Raw genomic sequence first — 16162 nt, forward strand, 5'->3', positions numbered from 1 at the left:
GATCCTTGTGGAAAACAGACAGCTTCCCTTGGTCCTTCCCTCGGTCCGGCAGCTGCGCTACGCCCCGGCCTCACCTGTGGGACGCGGTGTCGAGGTGCTCGGCTTTGAACAGCTGCGGACCATGGACCATGCCCGCCGGCGCGCCCTGCCCCAACGGCCGGACTTCCACGTCCTGGCCCTGGTGACCTCGGGCGCCGGCCGGCACACGGCCGACTTCGTGGACCACCCGCTGCGGGAACGGACCGTCGTATGGATCCGGCCGGGCGTCGTGCATCGCTGGACCGACGTCGACGAGGTGCAGGGGCCGCTGGTCCTGTTCGAGCCGGGCTTCCTGCCCGTTTCAGGTCCTGCGGGGCAGGCGGCGGCGGATGTCTTCGCCCCTACCAGCTGGCAACTGGGCGACCGAAACTGGCATTTGAGTATGTGCGCCGCCGATCATCTGAGCCACGAGCACGCGACGGCCGTGGCACACCCGGAGCTGGCATCGCCACCCGTACTGGTACACCTGCTCTCCGCTCTCGTCCTGCGAGTCCTGCCCTCGGCGTCGGCCTCGCCACCCGCCGCCGACGCCGAGAACCACACCGTCTTCCGCCGCTACCGGGCCGCGGTGGAGGAACACTTCGCGCACCAGCACCACGTCACCGAATACGCCCGCCAACTCGGCTACGACCCACGCACCCTGACCCGGGCGGCCCGCGCCGCCACCGGCCTGGGAGCGAAACACTTCCTCGACCAGCGGATCCTGCTGGAGGCCAAGCGGCTGCTCGCGCACACCGACCTGCCCGTCGCGCGCATCGCCGGGCACCTCGGTTTCGGGGACTCGGCCAACTTCACCACGTTCTTCCAGCGCCAGACCGCCCTGCCCCCGGCCGCTGGCGCGCCGGGCACGGAAACCACTGACCGCCCGGCGCCGGACGCTTCGTCAGCCCGGCGCCGGGCGGCCTCCGTCAGCCCGTCGCCAGCAGGACCGTTCCCACGAGCGCCAGGCCCGCGCCCGCCGCCTGCACCCCGCGCAGCCGTTCGCTCAGGAAGCCCCGGGCCGCCAGCGCGGTGACCACCGGGTAGAGGGAGGCGAGGACGGCGGCGACGGTCACCGGGCCGTTGTTGGCCGCGATGCTGTACGTGCCGTTGGCGGCCACGTCCGACAGGCCGACGAAGGCGAGCGCGGGCAGCGCCGAGCGGATGCCCTGCCAGCCGTTCTCGGGGAGGGCGGGGGCGCCTCGACGGACGGAGGCGTAGAGGGCGCCCGCGCCCACGGCCACGTTGCACAGGCGCTGGACGAACAGGGCGAGGAAGAGCCCGGTGAGGTTGTGCGAGGCCTCGGCTATCAGCGCCATCACGGAGCCGAAACCGAAGGCGGCGACGAGCGTGAGCACCAGGGTCTGGCGCTGCACGGGCGCGCCGCCCATGCCCGGGCCGCTGGCCAGGACGACACCGGCGACGGCGACCGCGATGCCCGCGACCTGCAGCAGGCCCGGGCGCTCGCCCAGGACGAGCCCGACGCCGAGCGGCACCGCCACACCGCCGAGCGCGCCGAGTGGGGAGACGACGCCCATCGGGCCGAGGGCCAGGGCGCGGTAGAAGGCGAGCATCGCCGCCGGGCCGACGACGCCGGCCGCGACCGCGTACCAGAGCTGGGGGCCGGCCTCGGACCAGCCGCCGGTGGCGACGACGATCGAGCCCAGCGCGCCCACGGCGAGCAGCTGGGAGACCAGGACCACGGTCAGGGCGGGCATGCGCCGGGTGAGCAGACCGCCGCCGAAGTCGGCCAGCCCCCACATGAGGCTGGTGGCCAGGGCGAAGACCGGTGTCATGGGAAGGACCTCGCAGTACAGTGTGGTGAACAGTGGAGTCCGGGACACCGTAGTTCATTCAGTTGAACTTGGCGAAAAAATATATTGGACGGGATCGAACGTGACGGACCTCGACCAGCTCACACAGTCACTCGCCCGTAACCTCAAGCGCTGGCGTGGCGAGCGCAACTTCACCCTCGACGCCCTGGCGGCCCGCTCCGGAGTCAGCCGCGGCATGATCATCCAGATCGAGCAGGCCAGGACCAACCCCAGCGTCGGCACCACGGTCAAGCTCGCCGACGCGCTGGGCGTCAGCATCACCACGCTCCTGGACTACGAGCAGGGCGCCCGCGTCCGGGTCGTCCCCCGGGAGCAGACGGTACGGATGTGGTCCACCGAGGCGGGCAGCCACACCTCGCTCCTCGTCGGCACCGAGGCGCGCGGCCCGCTGGAGCTGTGGGAGTGGCGCATCGTGCCCGGCGACAGCAGCGCCTCGGACGCCCACCCGCCCGGCACGGTCGAGCTGCTGACGGTCACGGCCGGCGAGCTCACCCTCGTCGTCGACGGGACGGAACACCGGGTGCCCGCCGGCAGCTCGGCCACCTTCGAGGCGAACGCGCCGCACGTCTACCGCAACGACGGCTCCGAACCGGTCGAGATGACCATGGCGGTGGCCGTGCCGCCCGCCCGCTGAGGCGTCCCGGCACCGGCCGGACGCCGCGACGACACGTCGAGCGACAGCGCCAGCGAGTGCTCGGCGAAACCGAGACCGCGGTACAGCCGCTCGGCGTCCTCCGAGGCGTGGAGATCGACGCGCGTGACGCCCTGCGCGGCGAACCAGTCGAGCAGCGCCTCTGTCGTCACACGGGCGAGACCCCGCCCCCGGTACCGGACATCGGTGCACACGTTGAAGACGAAGCCGAACAGGCCCGTCGGATGGCCCGGGGCGGGCAGCCGCTCCTCGATCCGGCCGACGCAGCACGCCGCCAGCCTCGGCACCCCCTCCACCGGTTCGCCTTCCCCGGCGAAGCCTTCCCCGGCGAAGCCGTCCACGACGAAGCCGACGAGCCCCGGCCGCCCGGTCTCCGCGAGCTGCCGCCGCGCCGTCTCCTCGGCCGCGGCCTCCCACGGTCCGGGAGAGTCCTCGCCGCTCATCTCGGCGAACATCAGCCGCCGCAGCCGGACGATCTCGGCGGCGTCCTCGGGGCGGGCCATACGCGGAACGATCATGGACTGACGCTAGCGCACGCCCGCCGGGGGGACTTCAGGCTTTCGTAAGGGATTTCATAAGGGGTTCAGGAAAGGACGGGGCCTCGGCGCAGCCGGGGGATCTCGATCGCCGGGCAGCGGTCCATGACCATCGACAGGCCCGCCGCCCGCGTCCGCTCGTACGCGTCCTCGTCGATCACGCCGAGCTGGAACCAGACCGCCTTCGCGCCCACCGCGACCGCCTCGTCCGCGACCGCGCCCGCGAGCTCCGAGCGGACGAAGACGTCCACGACGTCGACGTCGAAGGGGATGTCCGAGAGCGAGGCGTACCCCCGCTCGCCGTGCACCGTCTCGGCCTTGGGGTGCACGGGCACGACGCGCTTGCCGTGGCGCTGCAGGAACTCGGCCACGCCGAACGCCGCGCGCCGCTCGTTGGCTGACAGACCGACCACCGCCCAGGTGGGGCCGGTGCCCTCGATGATCTTCCGGATGATCCCCGGTTCTGCGTACATGCCCGCTCAACGAGCGTCCCCGTCCCCACCATTCCCGGGATCACCCACCAGATCCGGCCAAGATCCGGACGAGTTCCGGGGACGAATTAGGCTTACGGGATGCACGACGAATACCGGACGGTCGCGCGCGAGGGCGTGCACGAGATCGAGATCAACAAGTCGCGCTTCATCTGCGCGCTCGCGCCCGCCGCGACCGAGGAGGAGGCGCAGGCCTTCGTCGCCCGGATCCGCAAGGAGCACCCCACCGCGCGCCACAACTGCTGGGCCTACGTCATCGGCGCCGACGGCTCCGTCCAGAAGGCCAGCGACGACGGCGAGCCCGGCGGCACCGCGGGCGTGCCCATGCTCCAGATGCTCGTCCGGCGCGAGACCCGCTACGTCGTCGCGGTCGTCACCCGCTACTTCGGCGGCATCAAGCTCGGCGCCGGCGGGCTCATCCGCGCCTACGGCGGCGTGGTCGGCGAGGCCCTCGACACCCTGGGCACCATCACCCGGCGCCGCTTCCGGCTGGCGACCGTCACCGTCGACCACCAGCGCGCCGGAAAGCTGGAGAACGAACTGCGCGCCACCGGCCGCGAGGTGCGGAACGTGACCTACGGCACGGGTGTGAGCATCGAGATCGGGCTGCCCGAGGCGGACGTCGAGACCTTCCGCGCCTGGCTCGCCGACGCCACGGCGGGCACGGCCCGCCTGGAGCTGGGCGGGGAGGCGTACGGCGACGTCTGACGCGCGGCGGTCCGCCGCCCGCATTCGGCCGATCGTGCCGCCCGTCTCCCGACCGGATGCGAAACTGGGGGACGGAACTGGACAGAGTGCCGTCCGGAACAGGTGCGACGCGTGCGCACCCCGGGACCGGAGACGACAGCGGAGGGGACGAGACGATGCGGGCCGGAGCCGTCCTGTGAGACTGCTGCACACCTCGGACTGGCACCTCGGACGGTCCTTCCACCGCGTGAACCTCCTGGACGCCCAGCGCGCCTTCGTCGATCACCTCGTCCGCACCGTCCGCGAGCACCACGTCGACGCCGTGCTCGTCGCCGGCGACGTCTACGACCGGGCCGTGCCCCCGCTCGCCGCCGTCGAGCTCTTCGACGAAACCCTCCACCGGCTCGCCGAGCTCGCCGTCCCCACCGTGATGATCTCCGGCAACCACGACTCGCCCCGCCGCCTCGGCGTCGGCGCCGGACTCATCGAGCGCGCCGGCATACACCTGCGCACCGACCCCGACGCCTGCGGCACCCCCGTCCTCCTCGCCGACGACCACGGCGACGTCGCCTTCTACGGCCTGCCCTACCTCGAGCCCGCCCTCGTCCGCGAGCGACTCGGCGCCGCCGGGGCCGGGCACACGGCCGTGCTCCGGGCCGCCATGGACCGGGTACGGGCCGATCTCGCCGGCCGGCCCGACGGCACCCGCGCCGTCGTCCTCGCCCACGTCTTCGTCGCCGGCGGCACCACCAGCGACAGCGAGCGCGACATCACCGTCGGCGGCGTCGCCGCCGTCCCCGCCGAGGTCTTCGACGGCGTCCACTACACCGCCCTCGGCCACCTCCACGGCAGCCAGGCCATCACCGACCGGGTCCGCTACTCCGGCTCCCCGCTCGCCTACTCCTTCTCCGAGGCGAACCACCGCAAGACCATGTGGCTGGTCGACCTCGACGGGGACGGCACCGTCACCGCCGAGCGCCTCGACTGCCCCGTGCCGCGCCCCCTCGCCCGGATCCGCGGCCGGCTGGAGGAGCTCCTCGCCGACCCGGGGCTCGACCGGCACGAGGACGGCTGGATCGAGGCCACCCTCACCGACCCCGAGCGCCCCCACGAGCCCATGGCCCGGCTCACCCGCCGCTTCCCCCACACCCTCAGCCTGGTCTTCGAACCCGACCGGGCCCCCGAGGACCCCCTCGCCTCCTACGCCTCGCGGCTGCGCGGCCGCACCGACCAGCAGATCGCCGAGGACTTCGTGGCACACGTACGCGGCGGCGCCGGACCCGACGAGGCCGAGCGCGCCGTCCTCACCGCCGCGCTCGACTCCGTACGTCTGGACGAGGCCGCCCGCGAGGTGACCCCATGAGGCTCCACCGGCTCACCCTGACCGCCTTCGGGCCCTTCGGCGGCACCGAGCACATCGACTTCGACGAGCTCGCCGGCGCGGGACTGTTCCTCCTCCACGGGCCCACCGGCGCGGGCAAGACGTCCGTGCTCGACGCGGTCTGCTTCGCGCTCTACGGCGGCGTGCCCGGCGCCCGGCAGGGCGCCGGCCTCACCCTGCGCAGCGACCACGCCGACCCCGCCACCCCCACCGAGGTCGTCCTCGAACTGACCGCCGGCGAACGCCGCCTGGAGATCACCCGGCGCCCCGAGCAGCCCCGCCCCAAGAAGCGCGGCACCGGCTTCACCCGCGAGAAGGCGTACAGCGCGCTGCGCGAACTGCCCGCCGGGGCCACGGAGTGGAAGGCGCTCAGCCGCTCCCACGACGAGATCGGCGAGGAGATCACGCGGCTGCTCGGCATGAGCCGCGAGCAGTTCTGCCAGGTCGTCCTGTTGCCGCAGGGCGACTTCGCCCGCTTCCTGCGCGCCGAGGACGGCGCCCGCGCCCGGCTCCTCGGCCGCCTCTTCGACACCGGCCGCTTCGCCGCGGCGGAGGAACACCTCGCGGAACTCCGCCGCGCGGCGGAGGCCCGGGTACGCGCGGGCGACGAACGGCTCCTCGCCCTCGGCCACCGGATGCGGCAGGCGGCGGCCGACCCGTCCCTGCCGGAGGTGGGCACGCCGCACCCGGCGACGGTGCCCGACGCCCGGCGACCAGCCCCCCGGCGGGGCGCGCCCGCGCCCGCGATCGCCTCCGACGGGGCCGCGTTGCCGGAGGAGGCCGGGGGCCGGTCGGCCCCTGCGTCCCGTCGTGCCGGGCGCGTGCCCGGCCCGCGCTCCGGCGCCGAGGCCGTGCTCACCCCCGGCGACGCCGGTCTCGCCGAGGCCGTGCTGGAGTGGGCGGCCCTCGCCCGTACCCACGCGCGGGAGCGGCGGGACATCGCCGACACGGCGGCTCGCGCCGCCGAGCGCGGGCACCAGCTCGCGCGGCAGCGCGCCGACGAGGCGCGCGATCTGGAACGGCTCCAGCGGCGGCACGCGGACGCCCTGCGCCGCGCCGCCGCCCTGGCCGAGGGCCGGGACGAACGGGACGCGGTCCGCGAGCGGCTGGCGCGGGGACGGGCCGCCGAGGTCGTCGCGCCCGCGCTGGAGGCGCGCGACCGGGCCGAGGCCGCGCACCGGGCCGCCGCCCAGGCCGAGCACCGGGCCAGGACACCCCTCCCCGCCGAGCGGCGCGAGGCGGGCGCCGAGGAACTGAGCGCACTCGAACACGCCCTCCGCGAAGAGCTCGGCTCGCTCGCCGCCGCCCGCCGCGCCGAGGACCGCGCCGCGGCCATCGCCGCCGAGACCACGGGCCTGGAACGGGCCGCCGACGCCGACGAGGCCCTCCTCGCCGAGGCCGCCGACTGGCTGACCGGCTGGGACGCCACCCGCCGGGACCACCAACGGCGCGTCGACGCGGCACAGGAAGCGGCCGCGCAGGCCGAACGGCTCGCCACGCGCCTGGAGACCGAACGACAGCGGCTCGCCGCCGCCCGCCGCCGCGACGCGCTCGCCCACGACGTGTCCGCCGCCGAGGCCCGGCTGCTGCGCGCCCGCGAGGAGGCCGTCGCCGCCCACGAGCACTGGCTCGACCTCAAGGAACGCCGACTGCGCGGCATCGCCGCCGAGCTCGCCGCCGGGCTCGAGCCCGGCGCGCCCTGCGCCGTGTGCGGCGCCACCGAGCACCCCGACCCGGCCCGCGCCGCCGCCGGACAGGTGGACCGTGCCACCGAGGAGACGGCGCTGGCCGCGAGCCGGCGCGCCAACGACGCAAGGGACGCGGCGGACCTGGCGCTACGCCCCCTGCGCGAGGAACTGGCCGTGGCCGGCGCCGACGCCGGCGAGGCCACCGTCGCCGAGCTCACCGCCCTCGTCGACGACCTGGCCCGCGCCCACGCCGGGGCCCGCGCCGCCGCCGAGGACCTCCACCGCGCCCGCCAGGCCCTGGAGAGCGCCGAACGCGAGCACGAGCGGCGCCGCGCCGGACAGGAGGAGGCCCGGCTGCGCCTCGCCGCCCACGCCACCCGCCGGGACAGCCTCGACGCGGAACTGCGCGCCCTGACCGAGGAGCTGGACCGGGCGCGCGGCGGCGCCGAGAGCGTCGCCCACCGCGCCGCGCTGCTGGAACGCCGTCTGGGTCTCGTCGCCGCCGCCGCCGAGGCCGCGCGCGAGACGGCCCGTACGGCGGACCGGCTCAAGGAGGCCGACGACCGGCTCGCCGACGCCGCCTACCGCGCCGGTTTCGACACCCCCGCCCAGGCCGCCGCCGCGCTGCTGAGCACCGCCGCGCGGCGGGAGCTCGAGCAACGGGAGGAGGCGTGGCGGCGCGAGGAGGCGGCCGTCGCCGCCGAACTGGCCGACCCCGGCCCGGCCGAGGCCGCCGCGCTGCCGCCCGCCGCACCTGAGGCGGCCCACGCGGCCGCCGACGCCGCGACCCGGCTGCTGCGCCACGCCTCCGCCGAGGAGGCCGCCGCCCGGACCCGCTGCGACGAACTGGACCGGCTCTCCGCCGAGGCCGTCGCCGACGCCCGCCGCCTGGCCCCGCTGCGCGCGGAGTACCACCGGGTGGCCGAGCTCGCCTCGCTCGCCGCGGGCACCTCCGCCCGCAACGAGCGCAAGATGCGCCTGGAGTCGTACGTCCTGGCCGCCCGGCTGGAGCAGGTGGCCGCCGCCGCGACGGTCCGGCTGCGGCGGATGTCGGGCGGGCGCTACACCCTCGTCCACTCCGACGCCCGGACCTCCGGGCGCGGCCGCTCCGGCCTGGGCCTCCACGTCGTCGACGCCTGGACCGGCAGCGAGCGCGACACCGCCACGCTCTCCGGCGGGGAGACCTTCTTCGCCTCCCTCGCCCTCGCCCTCGGCCTCGCCGACGTGGTCACGGAGGAGGCGGGCGGCGTCCGCCTGGACACCCTCTTCATCGACGAGGGCTTCGGCAGCCTCGACGAGCAGACCCTCGACGAGGTCCTCGACGTCCTGGACTCACTGCGCGAGCGAGACCGCACGGTCGGCATCGTCAGCCACGTCGCCGACCTCAGACAGCGCGTCCCCGCGCAACTGCACGTCGTCAAGGACCGGTCGGGCTCGGCCGTCCGCCCGCGGACGGCTCCGCTCCCCGGCTGATCGCCCGGCGGGGCAACGGCGACGAGTACACGACGCTCGTCGTCACCGACCCCAGCGCCCCGATCCGCCCCGCGACCTCCTCCAGATGCCGCATCGACCGCGCCGCGACCTTCAGCACGAAGCAGTCGTCGCCGGTGACGTGGTGCGCCTCCAGTACCTCGGGCGTGGTGTCGAGGAGGTCGTGAAAAGGCTTGTAGTTCCCGTTGGGGTAGCGCAGCCGGACGAAGGCGAGCACCGGAAGCCCGAGCCGCTCGGGATTGACGACGGCCGTGTACCCCCCGATCACCCCCGCCTCCTCAAGCCGCCGCACCCGCTCGGTCACGGCGCTCGGCGACATGTTCACGATGCGGGCCAGCTCGGCGTATCCGACGCGGCCGCTGCTCTGGAGGGCGTCGAGTATGCGCCAGTCGGTGGCGTCGGGCGAATGTTCGGTCATGAGCGCTGTCTAACAGGGGAACCCCCGGCGAATCAAGGGTTTCGCCGTGGGAATCGGCGGCGAGAGGGGTTGTCTCCCGGGGATCGCTGGTTCCTCGACGGAAGCCGCCCGCATAGATTTGCGGGCATGACGATCACCGCCTTCGCCGAACCGGCCGACTCCGCCGCCTACTTCGCCGCCCGCCTCGCCTTCCACACCGACGTCGCCGACGTCCACGCCGCCCTCACCGCCGGCCACGCGGAGTTCACCCTCGTCGACTCCCGCTCCACCGCCGCCTGGGACCAGGGGCACGTCCCCGGCGCCGTCCACATGCCGACGGCCGACATCCCGCGACTGGCCGCCGGACAGCTGGATCCGGCCGTCCCCGTCGTCGTGTACTGCTGGGGGCCCGGCTGCGACGGCGCGACCCGGGCCGCGCTCGTCCTCGCCCGCCTCGGCTACCGCGTCAAGGAGATGCTGGGCGGCATCGAGTACTGGATCCGCGAGGGCTACGAGGTGGAGACCTGGGAGGGCCGGAGCGCCCGGGACCCCGACCCGCTGACCGCACCCGTGGGCGCCGCCGACTGCGGGTGCTGACTCATGGTGACGGCCGCCGCGGGGCGCGGCGGCCGTCACCGTACGTGCCTCAGAGCGCCGACAGCTCCGCCACCAGGTCGTCCAGGCCCAGCGACCCCTGCGACAGCGCCGCCATGTGCCACGCCTTCGCGTCGAACGCGTCCCCGTGCCGCTTCCGCGCCGCCTCACGGCCCGTCAGCCACGCCCGCTCGCCGAGCTTGTAGCCGATCGCCTGCGCCGGCATCCCCTGGTAGCGCACCAGCTCGCTGTCGACGAACTCCGCCGGGCGGCCGCTGTGCATGCCGAAGAACTCCCGCGCCAGCTCCGGCGTCCAGCGCTCGCCGGGGTGGAAGGGGGAGTGCTCGGGGATCTCCAGCTCCAGGTGCATGCCGATGTCGACGATCACCCGCGTGGAGCGCATCATCTGGGCGTCCAGATAGCCCAGCCGGCGCTCGGGGTCGGTGAGGAAGCCCAGCTCGTCCATGAGCCGCTCCGCGTAGAGCGCCCAGCCCTCGCAGTTGGCGCTGACCATGCCGACCGTGGCCTGGTAGCGGGAGAGTTTGTCCGCGACGTGCGTCCACTGCGCCAGCTGGAGGTGGTGGCCGGGCACGCCCTCGTGGTACCAGGTCGACACCAGGTCGTACACCGGGAAGCGGGTCTCGCCCATGGTCGGCAGCCACGTCTGGCCCGGGCGGGAGAAGTCCTCGGACGGCTGGCTGTAGTACGGCGCCGCCGCGCCGCCCGGCGGGGCGATGCGGGATTCGACGCGCTTGACGCGCTCGGCCAGTTCGAAGTGGGTGCCGTCCAGCGCCTCGATCGCCTCGTCCATCAGCTCCTGGAGCCAGACCCGCACCTCCTCGACGCCCTCGATGTGGGTGCCGTGCGCGTCGAGGTGGGCCAGCGCCTCCCACGGGGTCTTCGCGCCCGGCAGGATCTTCTCCGCCTCCACGCGCATCTCGCCGAGTATCCGGTGGAATTCGGACCAGCCGTAGGCGTACGCCTCGTCGAGGTCGAGGTCGGTGCCGTTCCAGTAGCGGGACCAGCGGGCGTACCGCTCGCGGCCCACGACGTCCGGCGCGTCCTCGGCGGCCGGGGCGTAGACGTCCCGCAGCCAGTCGCGCAGCACGGCGAGGCCGCCCGTGGCGGTGAGCGCCGACTCCGCCAGCTCGGCGCGCAGTTCCTCGGGCCCGCCAGCGACGAAGTCGCCGAACCAGCCCGCGCCGGTGCCTATCCACTCCGTCAACTGCCCCAGCACCGTGGTGACCTGGCGGGGGCCGCCGAGCAGGCCCCGTGACAGCCCCTCGGCGAGGGAGGCGCGGTAGCCCTCCATGGCCGCCGGCACGGCGCGCAGCCGCTCGGCGACGGCCGACCAGTCGTCCTTGCCGTCGAGCGGCATGAGGGTGAACACCTCGCGCACCGCGTGCAGCGGCGAGTGGATGTTGCTGACCGCGCGCAGGTGCTCGCCCGCTTCGTGGACGGCGAGTTCGGCGGTCAGCCGCTCGCGCAGCAGCCGGGCGCAGCGCCGCTCGCCGTCGCTGTCCCCGCCGGGCCGCGCCTCGGCCTCGGTCAGTGCCGCCAGGGTGGTGCGGGCCAGGTCGGCGACGGCCGCCTGACCCGCCGGGGAGAAGTCCGGCAGTCGCCGGGAGCTCTCCGCCAGGCCCAGATAGGTGCCGGTGATCGGATCGAGCTCGATGAGAGCGGTGACATGGGCGTCGGCGACCTGACGGGGCAGCGGTGCGCTGATGGTGTTCGGCATGCGCCCATCCTCGTACGCGCGGTACCGCCGCGTCACCGGTTTTTCCCGCGACGGACCGCCGGTCAGCCGCCCGTGGCGCGGCGTACGGTCATCGAACGCGCCGGGGCGGCCGGGGGCCGGGCGGCGAGGCGGGCGGTGATGACGAGGGTGCCCTCCTCGACCTGGTAGTCCAGGGGAAGTCCGAGGGCGCGCATGGCGGCGACGACCCCGGTGTTGGAGGCGGTCGTGACGGCGTAGACGCTTCCGCAGCCCGCCTCGGCGGCCATGGCCACCAGCCGGCGCAGCAGTTCGCCGCCGACCCCGCGCCGCTGCCAGGCGTCCTCGACGAGCAGCGCCACCTCGGTCTCGTCGCCGTCCCACAGCAGATGCCCCAGCGCCACCAGCCGTCCGTTCGTGGTGTACGCGGCCAGGGTGCGGCCGAAGCGGGGGCTCAGCAGGTGGTGGAGATAGCGGTCGGTGTCGCCGACGGGGCCGTGGTAGCGCTGGGAGAGCGTCGCGGGGGAGCAGCGTTCGTGCATCTCCCGGGCGGCGTCCAGGTCGCCGGTGCCGGCCCGCCGGACGGTGATCTCGCCGCCCTCGGGCAGCGTCAGCACATCACCCGGGCGCACCGCGCGCGGGCCCAGGCGGGCGTCGAGCTCGACCAGCGCGCGGGCGCGGGCGAACTCGGTCGGGGTGAAGGGCAGATACGGGCGGTCGATGGTGATGGTGCCGCCGGAGGGGTCGCGCAGCCGCATCACCGTCCCCTCCCACATCCCCTCGTCGGGTACGGACTCGCCGGCGGCGCCGGAGCAGGCGGACGGTATCGAGCGGATGGTGCAGCGGCCCAGCAGCCGGCGGAGGGCGAGCGGCAGTTCGGCGGCGTCCAGGGCGGTGCGGGTGGCGAGGTGGAGGACGCGGGTGGGGACGTCCACCAGGTCGTGGGCGTCGGCCCGCTCCAGCCAGGTGTCCCGGCCGCCGCCCTCGGCGGCGGCCCCGGTGAGTCCGGCGGGGCTCAGGGTGGCGGGGGCGCGCAGCAGCAGTTCGTCGGCGGTGCCGTCGCCCAGCGGATGGGTCTGGAGGGACAGTATGTCGACGCCGAGGTCCGCGAGGGCCAGGCCGAGGGCGGCCAGGCTGCCGGGTTCGTCGCGTACGGTCGTCCGCATCCGCCACAGTGTCGTGGCGCCGCCGGAGCGGGGGGTGGGCGTGGCGCCGGGGGCCGCCGCCGGGGGCGTGGCGGCCGGCGGCGCGTGGCCCCGGCGCCGGGACCACCAGGTGTGGAAGCCCGCCGTGGCCAGCAGGGCCCCGGCGGAGGCCCACAGCAGGACCGGGCCGTCGGGGCCGTGGACGACGGTGTCGGCGACGGAGTCGGCGATGGCGACCGCGGCGAACAGGGCGGCCACTTCCACCAGGTCCCGGCGCCAGTGGTGCCGGTGGGAGCTCTTCGCGATGGTCTCGTCGGTCATGCGGCCCACCCTGGCGGAGCGGTGTTGCCTGATCACGAACGCCCTGTGTCCGATGAGTAAAGGACGCTTCTGTTCACTTCTGTGCCCGCTGGGTTAATTTTCCTGATGTTTACGCGCCCAGGTCGCGCAGCGCGTCCTCCGCCCCTCGGTGGAAGGTCGGGTAGGCGTAGATCATGTGCCGGAGCGTGGTCACGGGCACCTCCGCCTGGACCGCCACCGCCAGGCCGTACATCACCTCGCCGCCCATGGGCCCCACCGCCGTGGCGCCGACCAGTACCCCGCGCTCGGCGTCCGCGACCAGTTTGACCAGGCCCTCGTTGCCCGCCTTGTGGATCCAGCCGCGCGCCGAGTCCGGCACCTTCGACAGCCCCGTGCGCACCCGCAGCCCCTTGTCGCGGGCCTGCTTCTCGGTCAGGCCCACCGCGCCGACCTCCGGGTCGGTGAAGGTCACCCGGGGCAGGGCGCGGTAGTCGGCGTCCGGGCCCTCGCGGCCGAGGATCTCGCGGAGCACGATGTCCGCCTCGTACATCGCCACATGGGTGAAGGCCCCGTGCCCGGTCACATCGCCCAGCGCCCACAGCCCCGGCGCCACCCGCATCCGGCCGTCCGTCGGCAGCGTCCTGACCGACGGGTCGAGGCCGGCGGTGTCCAGCCCGAGCCCGGAGAAGTCCGCGCGGCGGCCCGTGGCCACCAGCAGCTGATCTCCCGTCAGCTCCGAGCCGTCCGCCAGCTCCAGCACGAACGCGTCGCCGTCGTGCCGCACCCGCTCCGCCCGGGTGCCCGTGCGCAGCGTCAGCCCCTCGGCACGCAGCACCCCGGCCAGCAGCTCGCCCGCCTCCGGCTCCTCGGCGGGGATCAGGCCGTCCATCGCCTCGACGACGGTGACGCGCGTCCCGAACCGGGCGTAGACCTGCGAGAGCTCCACGCCGATCGCCCCGCCGCCCAGCACCAGCAGCGAGCGCGGCGGCTCCTTCGCGGCGATCGCGTCCCGGTTCGTCCAGTACGGCACGGCATCCAGGCCCGGCACCGGCGGGATCTGCGGCTTGCTGCCCGTGGCGATCACGATCCCGCGCCGGGCCTCGAAGACCTCGTCGCCCACCGCCACCTTCCCCGGCCCGGCGAGCCGCCCCCGGCCGCGCACCAGCCGTCCGCCCTTCCCGGTGAACCGGTCGGCGGCGACCCTGTCGTCCCAGTCGTCGGTGGCCTCGTCCCGGATCCGGGCGGCGACCGGGGCCCAGTCCGCGTCGACCCGCGCCGAGCCCGCCATGCCGGGGATCCGGCGGGCCTCGGCCAGCAGGTTCCCCGCGCGGATCATCATCTTGCTGGGCACACACGCCCAGTACGGGCACTCTCCACCGACCAGCTCGGCCTCGACGCCCACCACGGCCAGCCCGGCCTCCGCCAGACCGCCCGCGACGTGCTCGCCGCCGGGGCCCATCCCGATGACGACGACATCCACCTGTTCGGCCACGGCACCGCACCTTCCTCGCGACGGGTGAGACCGCCACCATCCCACCGCGCCGCGAGGGCGTCACTGTCCGACGCGCCCCGGTTGGAGCACCTTGGTGAACAGCACGCCGCCGGTCTCGCTCCGCAGCCGCACGGTCAGCTCGCCGCTGCCCCCGTCGATGGCCACCTCGCCGAAGAACTGGCTGTCCTGCCCGGGCGGGACGTTCGCCGTCGCGGGCGCCTTGACGAAGGGCTGCTCCGGCCCGAAGGTGCCGTCCAGCTTCACCGCCGGGAAGCCACCCGCGTTCAGCGGGCCCGATACGAACTCCCAGAACGGCGCGAAGTCCTTGAACGCCGCCCGCTCGGGGGCGTAGTGCTGCGCCGAGGTGTAGTGGACGTCCGCCGTCAGCCAGAGCGTGCCCGTGATCCGCCGGTGCTTGATGTGCCGCAGCAGCTCGGCGATCTGGAGCTCACGGCCGAGCGGCGCGCCCGGGTCGCCCTGCGCGACCGCCTCGAAGTTCACGGGCCCGTCCGTGACCACCAGGCCCAGCGGCATGTCGGAGGCGATCACCTTCCACACCGCGCGGGAGCGCGACAGCTCCCGCTTGAGCCAGCGCAGCTGGCGCTCGCCCAGGATGCCCTGGGCGTCGTCGGGCCGCCGGTTCGGCGAGTTGGCGTTCCGGTAGGTGCGCATGTCCAGGACGAAGACGTCCAGCAGCGGCCCGTGGCGCAGCACCCGGTAGACGCGTCCGTCGGCGTCGGGGCTGAGGGTGGAGAGAGGGAAGTACTCGGAGAACGCCTTCAGCGAGCGCGCGGAGAGGACGTCGGCCCGCTTCTCCGTGTACCGCGCGTCGTCCAGGAGCTGGCCGGGGTACCAGTTGTTGTGCACCTCGTGGTCGTCCCACTGCACGACGGTGGGCACTTGGGCGTTGAAGCGGCGGAGGTTCTCGTCCAGCAGGTTGTAGCGGAACGCGCCCCGGAACTCGGCCAGGGTCTCGGCGACCTTCGACTTCTCCTCGATGGTGAGGTTCCGCCAGGTGCCGCCGCCGGGCAGGGCGACGGTCGCCGGTATGGGGTTGTCGGCGTAGATGTTGTCGCCGCTGCACAGGAAGAAGTCCGGGTCCAGCCGGCGCATGTACTCGAAGATGCGGTAGCCGCCCCGGTCCGGGTTGATGCCCCAGCCCTGCCCCGCGAGATCGCCCGACCACAGGAACCGGACGTCCTCACGGCGCGTGGCAGCCGTGCGGAACGAGCCGTACACCGGGCGGCTCGTGCGCCGGGAGTCGTCGGGGTCGGCGAGGACCACCCGGTAGTGGACGCGCTCCCCGGCGGGCAGGCCGCGCAGGGCCGTCCGGCCGGTGAAGTCCGTACCGGGGCCGACCACCGGCCCGCTCCAGCGGCGGACGTTCCGGAACGACTCGGTCGCCGAGGTCTCCACGATCATCCGGGCCGGACGGTCCGAGCGCACCCACACCAGGCCCGACGAGGCCGTCACATCACCGGCCTGTACGCCCCAGTCGGCGCTCGGCCGCCCCGACAGGAGCTGCGCCGGCGCGGAGAGCACCCGTCCGGGCAGCGCTTGTGCGGGTGTGGCCCCCGCGAGCGGCGGCAGTGCGGCCGCCCCGGCGGCCGCCAGGGAACCCCGCAGCACCGACCGCCGCCCGACACCCGAGCCGCCGTATGCCTTCGCCATCGATCGAAACCTCCTGTGCCCGGCCGATGACTCGTTCATCAGCGGTTCCCTCAGTGGTTCCGTTCCTACC

General features: G+C 74.5%; 14 protein-coding genes. 6 read left to right on the plus strand and 8 right to left on the minus strand.

Going from position 1 to position 16162, the window contains the following annotated elements:
* The first annotated feature begins 28 nt into the window (after positions 1 to 28).
* The gene (locus EKH77_RS28495; protein WP_240667580.1) at positions 29 to 1054 is read left to right on the plus strand and encodes a helix-turn-helix domain-containing protein; all 1026 of its coding nucleotides are present in this window, start codon (positions 29 to 31) and stop codon (positions 1052 to 1054) included.
* On the opposite strand, the gene EKH77_RS28500 is transcribed toward EKH77_RS28495, so the two are convergent.
* Positions 948 to 1814, minus strand: coding sequence for an EamA family transporter (locus EKH77_RS28500; RefSeq protein WP_126917128.1), 867 nt, complete (start codon positions 1812 to 1814; stop codon positions 948 to 950). The two genes, EKH77_RS28495 and EKH77_RS28500, sit on opposite strands and share 107 nt — an antisense overlap.
* A 100-nt stretch (positions 1815 to 1914) precedes the next feature.
* Between EKH77_RS28500 and EKH77_RS28505 the strand changes: the two genes are divergently transcribed.
* The gene (locus EKH77_RS28505) at positions 1915 to 2487 is read left to right on the plus strand and encodes a helix-turn-helix domain-containing protein (RefSeq protein WP_126917129.1); all 573 of its coding nucleotides are present in this window, start codon (positions 1915 to 1917) and stop codon (positions 2485 to 2487) included.
* Here the strand turns inward: EKH77_RS28505 and EKH77_RS28510 are convergent.
* Together EKH77_RS28510 and EKH77_RS28515 are read right to left on the minus strand one after the other, a co-directional pair.
* Positions 2421 to 3023 carry a GNAT family N-acetyltransferase gene (locus EKH77_RS28510; RefSeq protein ID WP_126917130.1) on the minus strand — a complete coding sequence of 201 codons (603 nt, stop codon included), beginning with the start codon at positions 3021 to 3023 and terminating at the stop codon, positions 2421 to 2423. The two genes, EKH77_RS28505 and EKH77_RS28510, sit on opposite strands and share 67 nt — an antisense overlap.
* Before the next feature lie 65 nt (positions 3024 to 3088).
* Positions 3089 to 3514 (minus strand): CoA-binding protein, encoded by a 426-nt coding sequence (locus EKH77_RS28515; RefSeq protein ID WP_126917131.1) that lies wholly within the window; start codon positions 3512 to 3514, stop codon positions 3089 to 3091.
* Positions 3515 to 3613: 99 nt separating this feature from the next.
* On the opposite strand from EKH77_RS28515, the gene EKH77_RS28520 reads away from it, so the two are divergent.
* The 3 genes from EKH77_RS28520 to EKH77_RS28530 all read left to right on the plus strand — a co-directional run bounded on the left by EKH77_RS28520 (position 3614) and on the right by EKH77_RS28530 (position 8761).
* Positions 3614 to 4240: a YigZ family protein gene (locus EKH77_RS28520; protein WP_126917132.1), complete on the plus strand. Its 627-nt coding sequence runs from the start codon at positions 3614 to 3616 to the stop codon at positions 4238 to 4240.
* Between the two features lie 175 nt (positions 4241 to 4415).
* Positions 4416 to 5582 (plus strand): exonuclease SbcCD subunit D, encoded by a 1167-nt coding sequence (locus EKH77_RS28525; RefSeq protein WP_126917133.1) that lies wholly within the window; start codon positions 4416 to 4418, stop codon positions 5580 to 5582.
* Positions 5579 to 8761, plus strand: coding sequence for an AAA family ATPase (locus EKH77_RS28530; RefSeq protein ID WP_126917134.1), 3183 nt, complete (start codon positions 5579 to 5581; stop codon positions 8759 to 8761). Before EKH77_RS28525 ends, EKH77_RS28530 begins: the two co-directional genes overlap by 4 nt.
* Here EKH77_RS28530 and EKH77_RS28535 read toward each other — a convergent pair.
* Positions 8706 to 9197 (minus strand): Lrp/AsnC family transcriptional regulator, encoded by a 492-nt coding sequence (locus EKH77_RS28535; RefSeq protein ID WP_126917135.1) that lies wholly within the window; start codon positions 9195 to 9197, stop codon positions 8706 to 8708. The genes EKH77_RS28530 and EKH77_RS28535 overlap by 56 nt on opposite strands.
* Before the next feature lie 126 nt (positions 9198 to 9323).
* Here EKH77_RS28535 and EKH77_RS28540 point away from each other — a divergent pair, with 126 nt between their 5' ends.
* Positions 9324 to 9773, plus strand: a complete 450-nt coding sequence (locus EKH77_RS28540; protein ID WP_126917136.1) for a rhodanese-like domain-containing protein — start codon at positions 9324 to 9326, stop codon at positions 9771 to 9773.
* Between the two features lie 49 nt (positions 9774 to 9822).
* Here the strand turns inward: EKH77_RS28540 and EKH77_RS28545 are convergent, their stop codons facing one another.
* From EKH77_RS28545 to EKH77_RS28560, 4 genes are all read right to left on the minus strand, one after another.
* On the minus strand, positions 9823 to 11508 hold the full coding sequence (locus EKH77_RS28545; protein ID WP_126917137.1) for a DUF885 domain-containing protein: 1686 nt from the start codon (positions 11506 to 11508) through the stop codon (positions 9823 to 9825).
* A 62-nt stretch (positions 11509 to 11570) separates the two neighbouring features.
* Positions 11571 to 12950, minus strand: a complete 1380-nt coding sequence (locus EKH77_RS28550; protein ID WP_126917138.1) for a GNAT family N-acetyltransferase — start codon at positions 12948 to 12950, stop codon at positions 11571 to 11573.
* A 109-nt stretch (positions 12951 to 13059) separates the two neighbouring features.
* Complete coding sequence (locus tag EKH77_RS28555; RefSeq protein ID WP_126917139.1) at positions 13060 to 14421, minus strand: dihydrolipoyl dehydrogenase family protein; 1362 nt, start codon at positions 14419 to 14421, stop codon at positions 13060 to 13062.
* Between the two features lie 60 nt (positions 14422 to 14481).
* A complete protein-coding gene (locus EKH77_RS28560) occupies positions 14482 to 16092 on the minus strand; it encodes an alkaline phosphatase D family protein (protein WP_126917140.1) in 1611 nt (536 codons plus the stop codon).
* Positions 16093 to 16162 lie beyond the last annotated feature (70 nt).

The sequence above is a fragment of the Streptomyces luteoverticillatus genome (genome assembly GCF_003970715.1).
GTDB lineage: Bacteria > Actinomycetota > Actinomycetes > Streptomycetales > Streptomycetaceae > Streptomyces > Streptomyces abikoensis.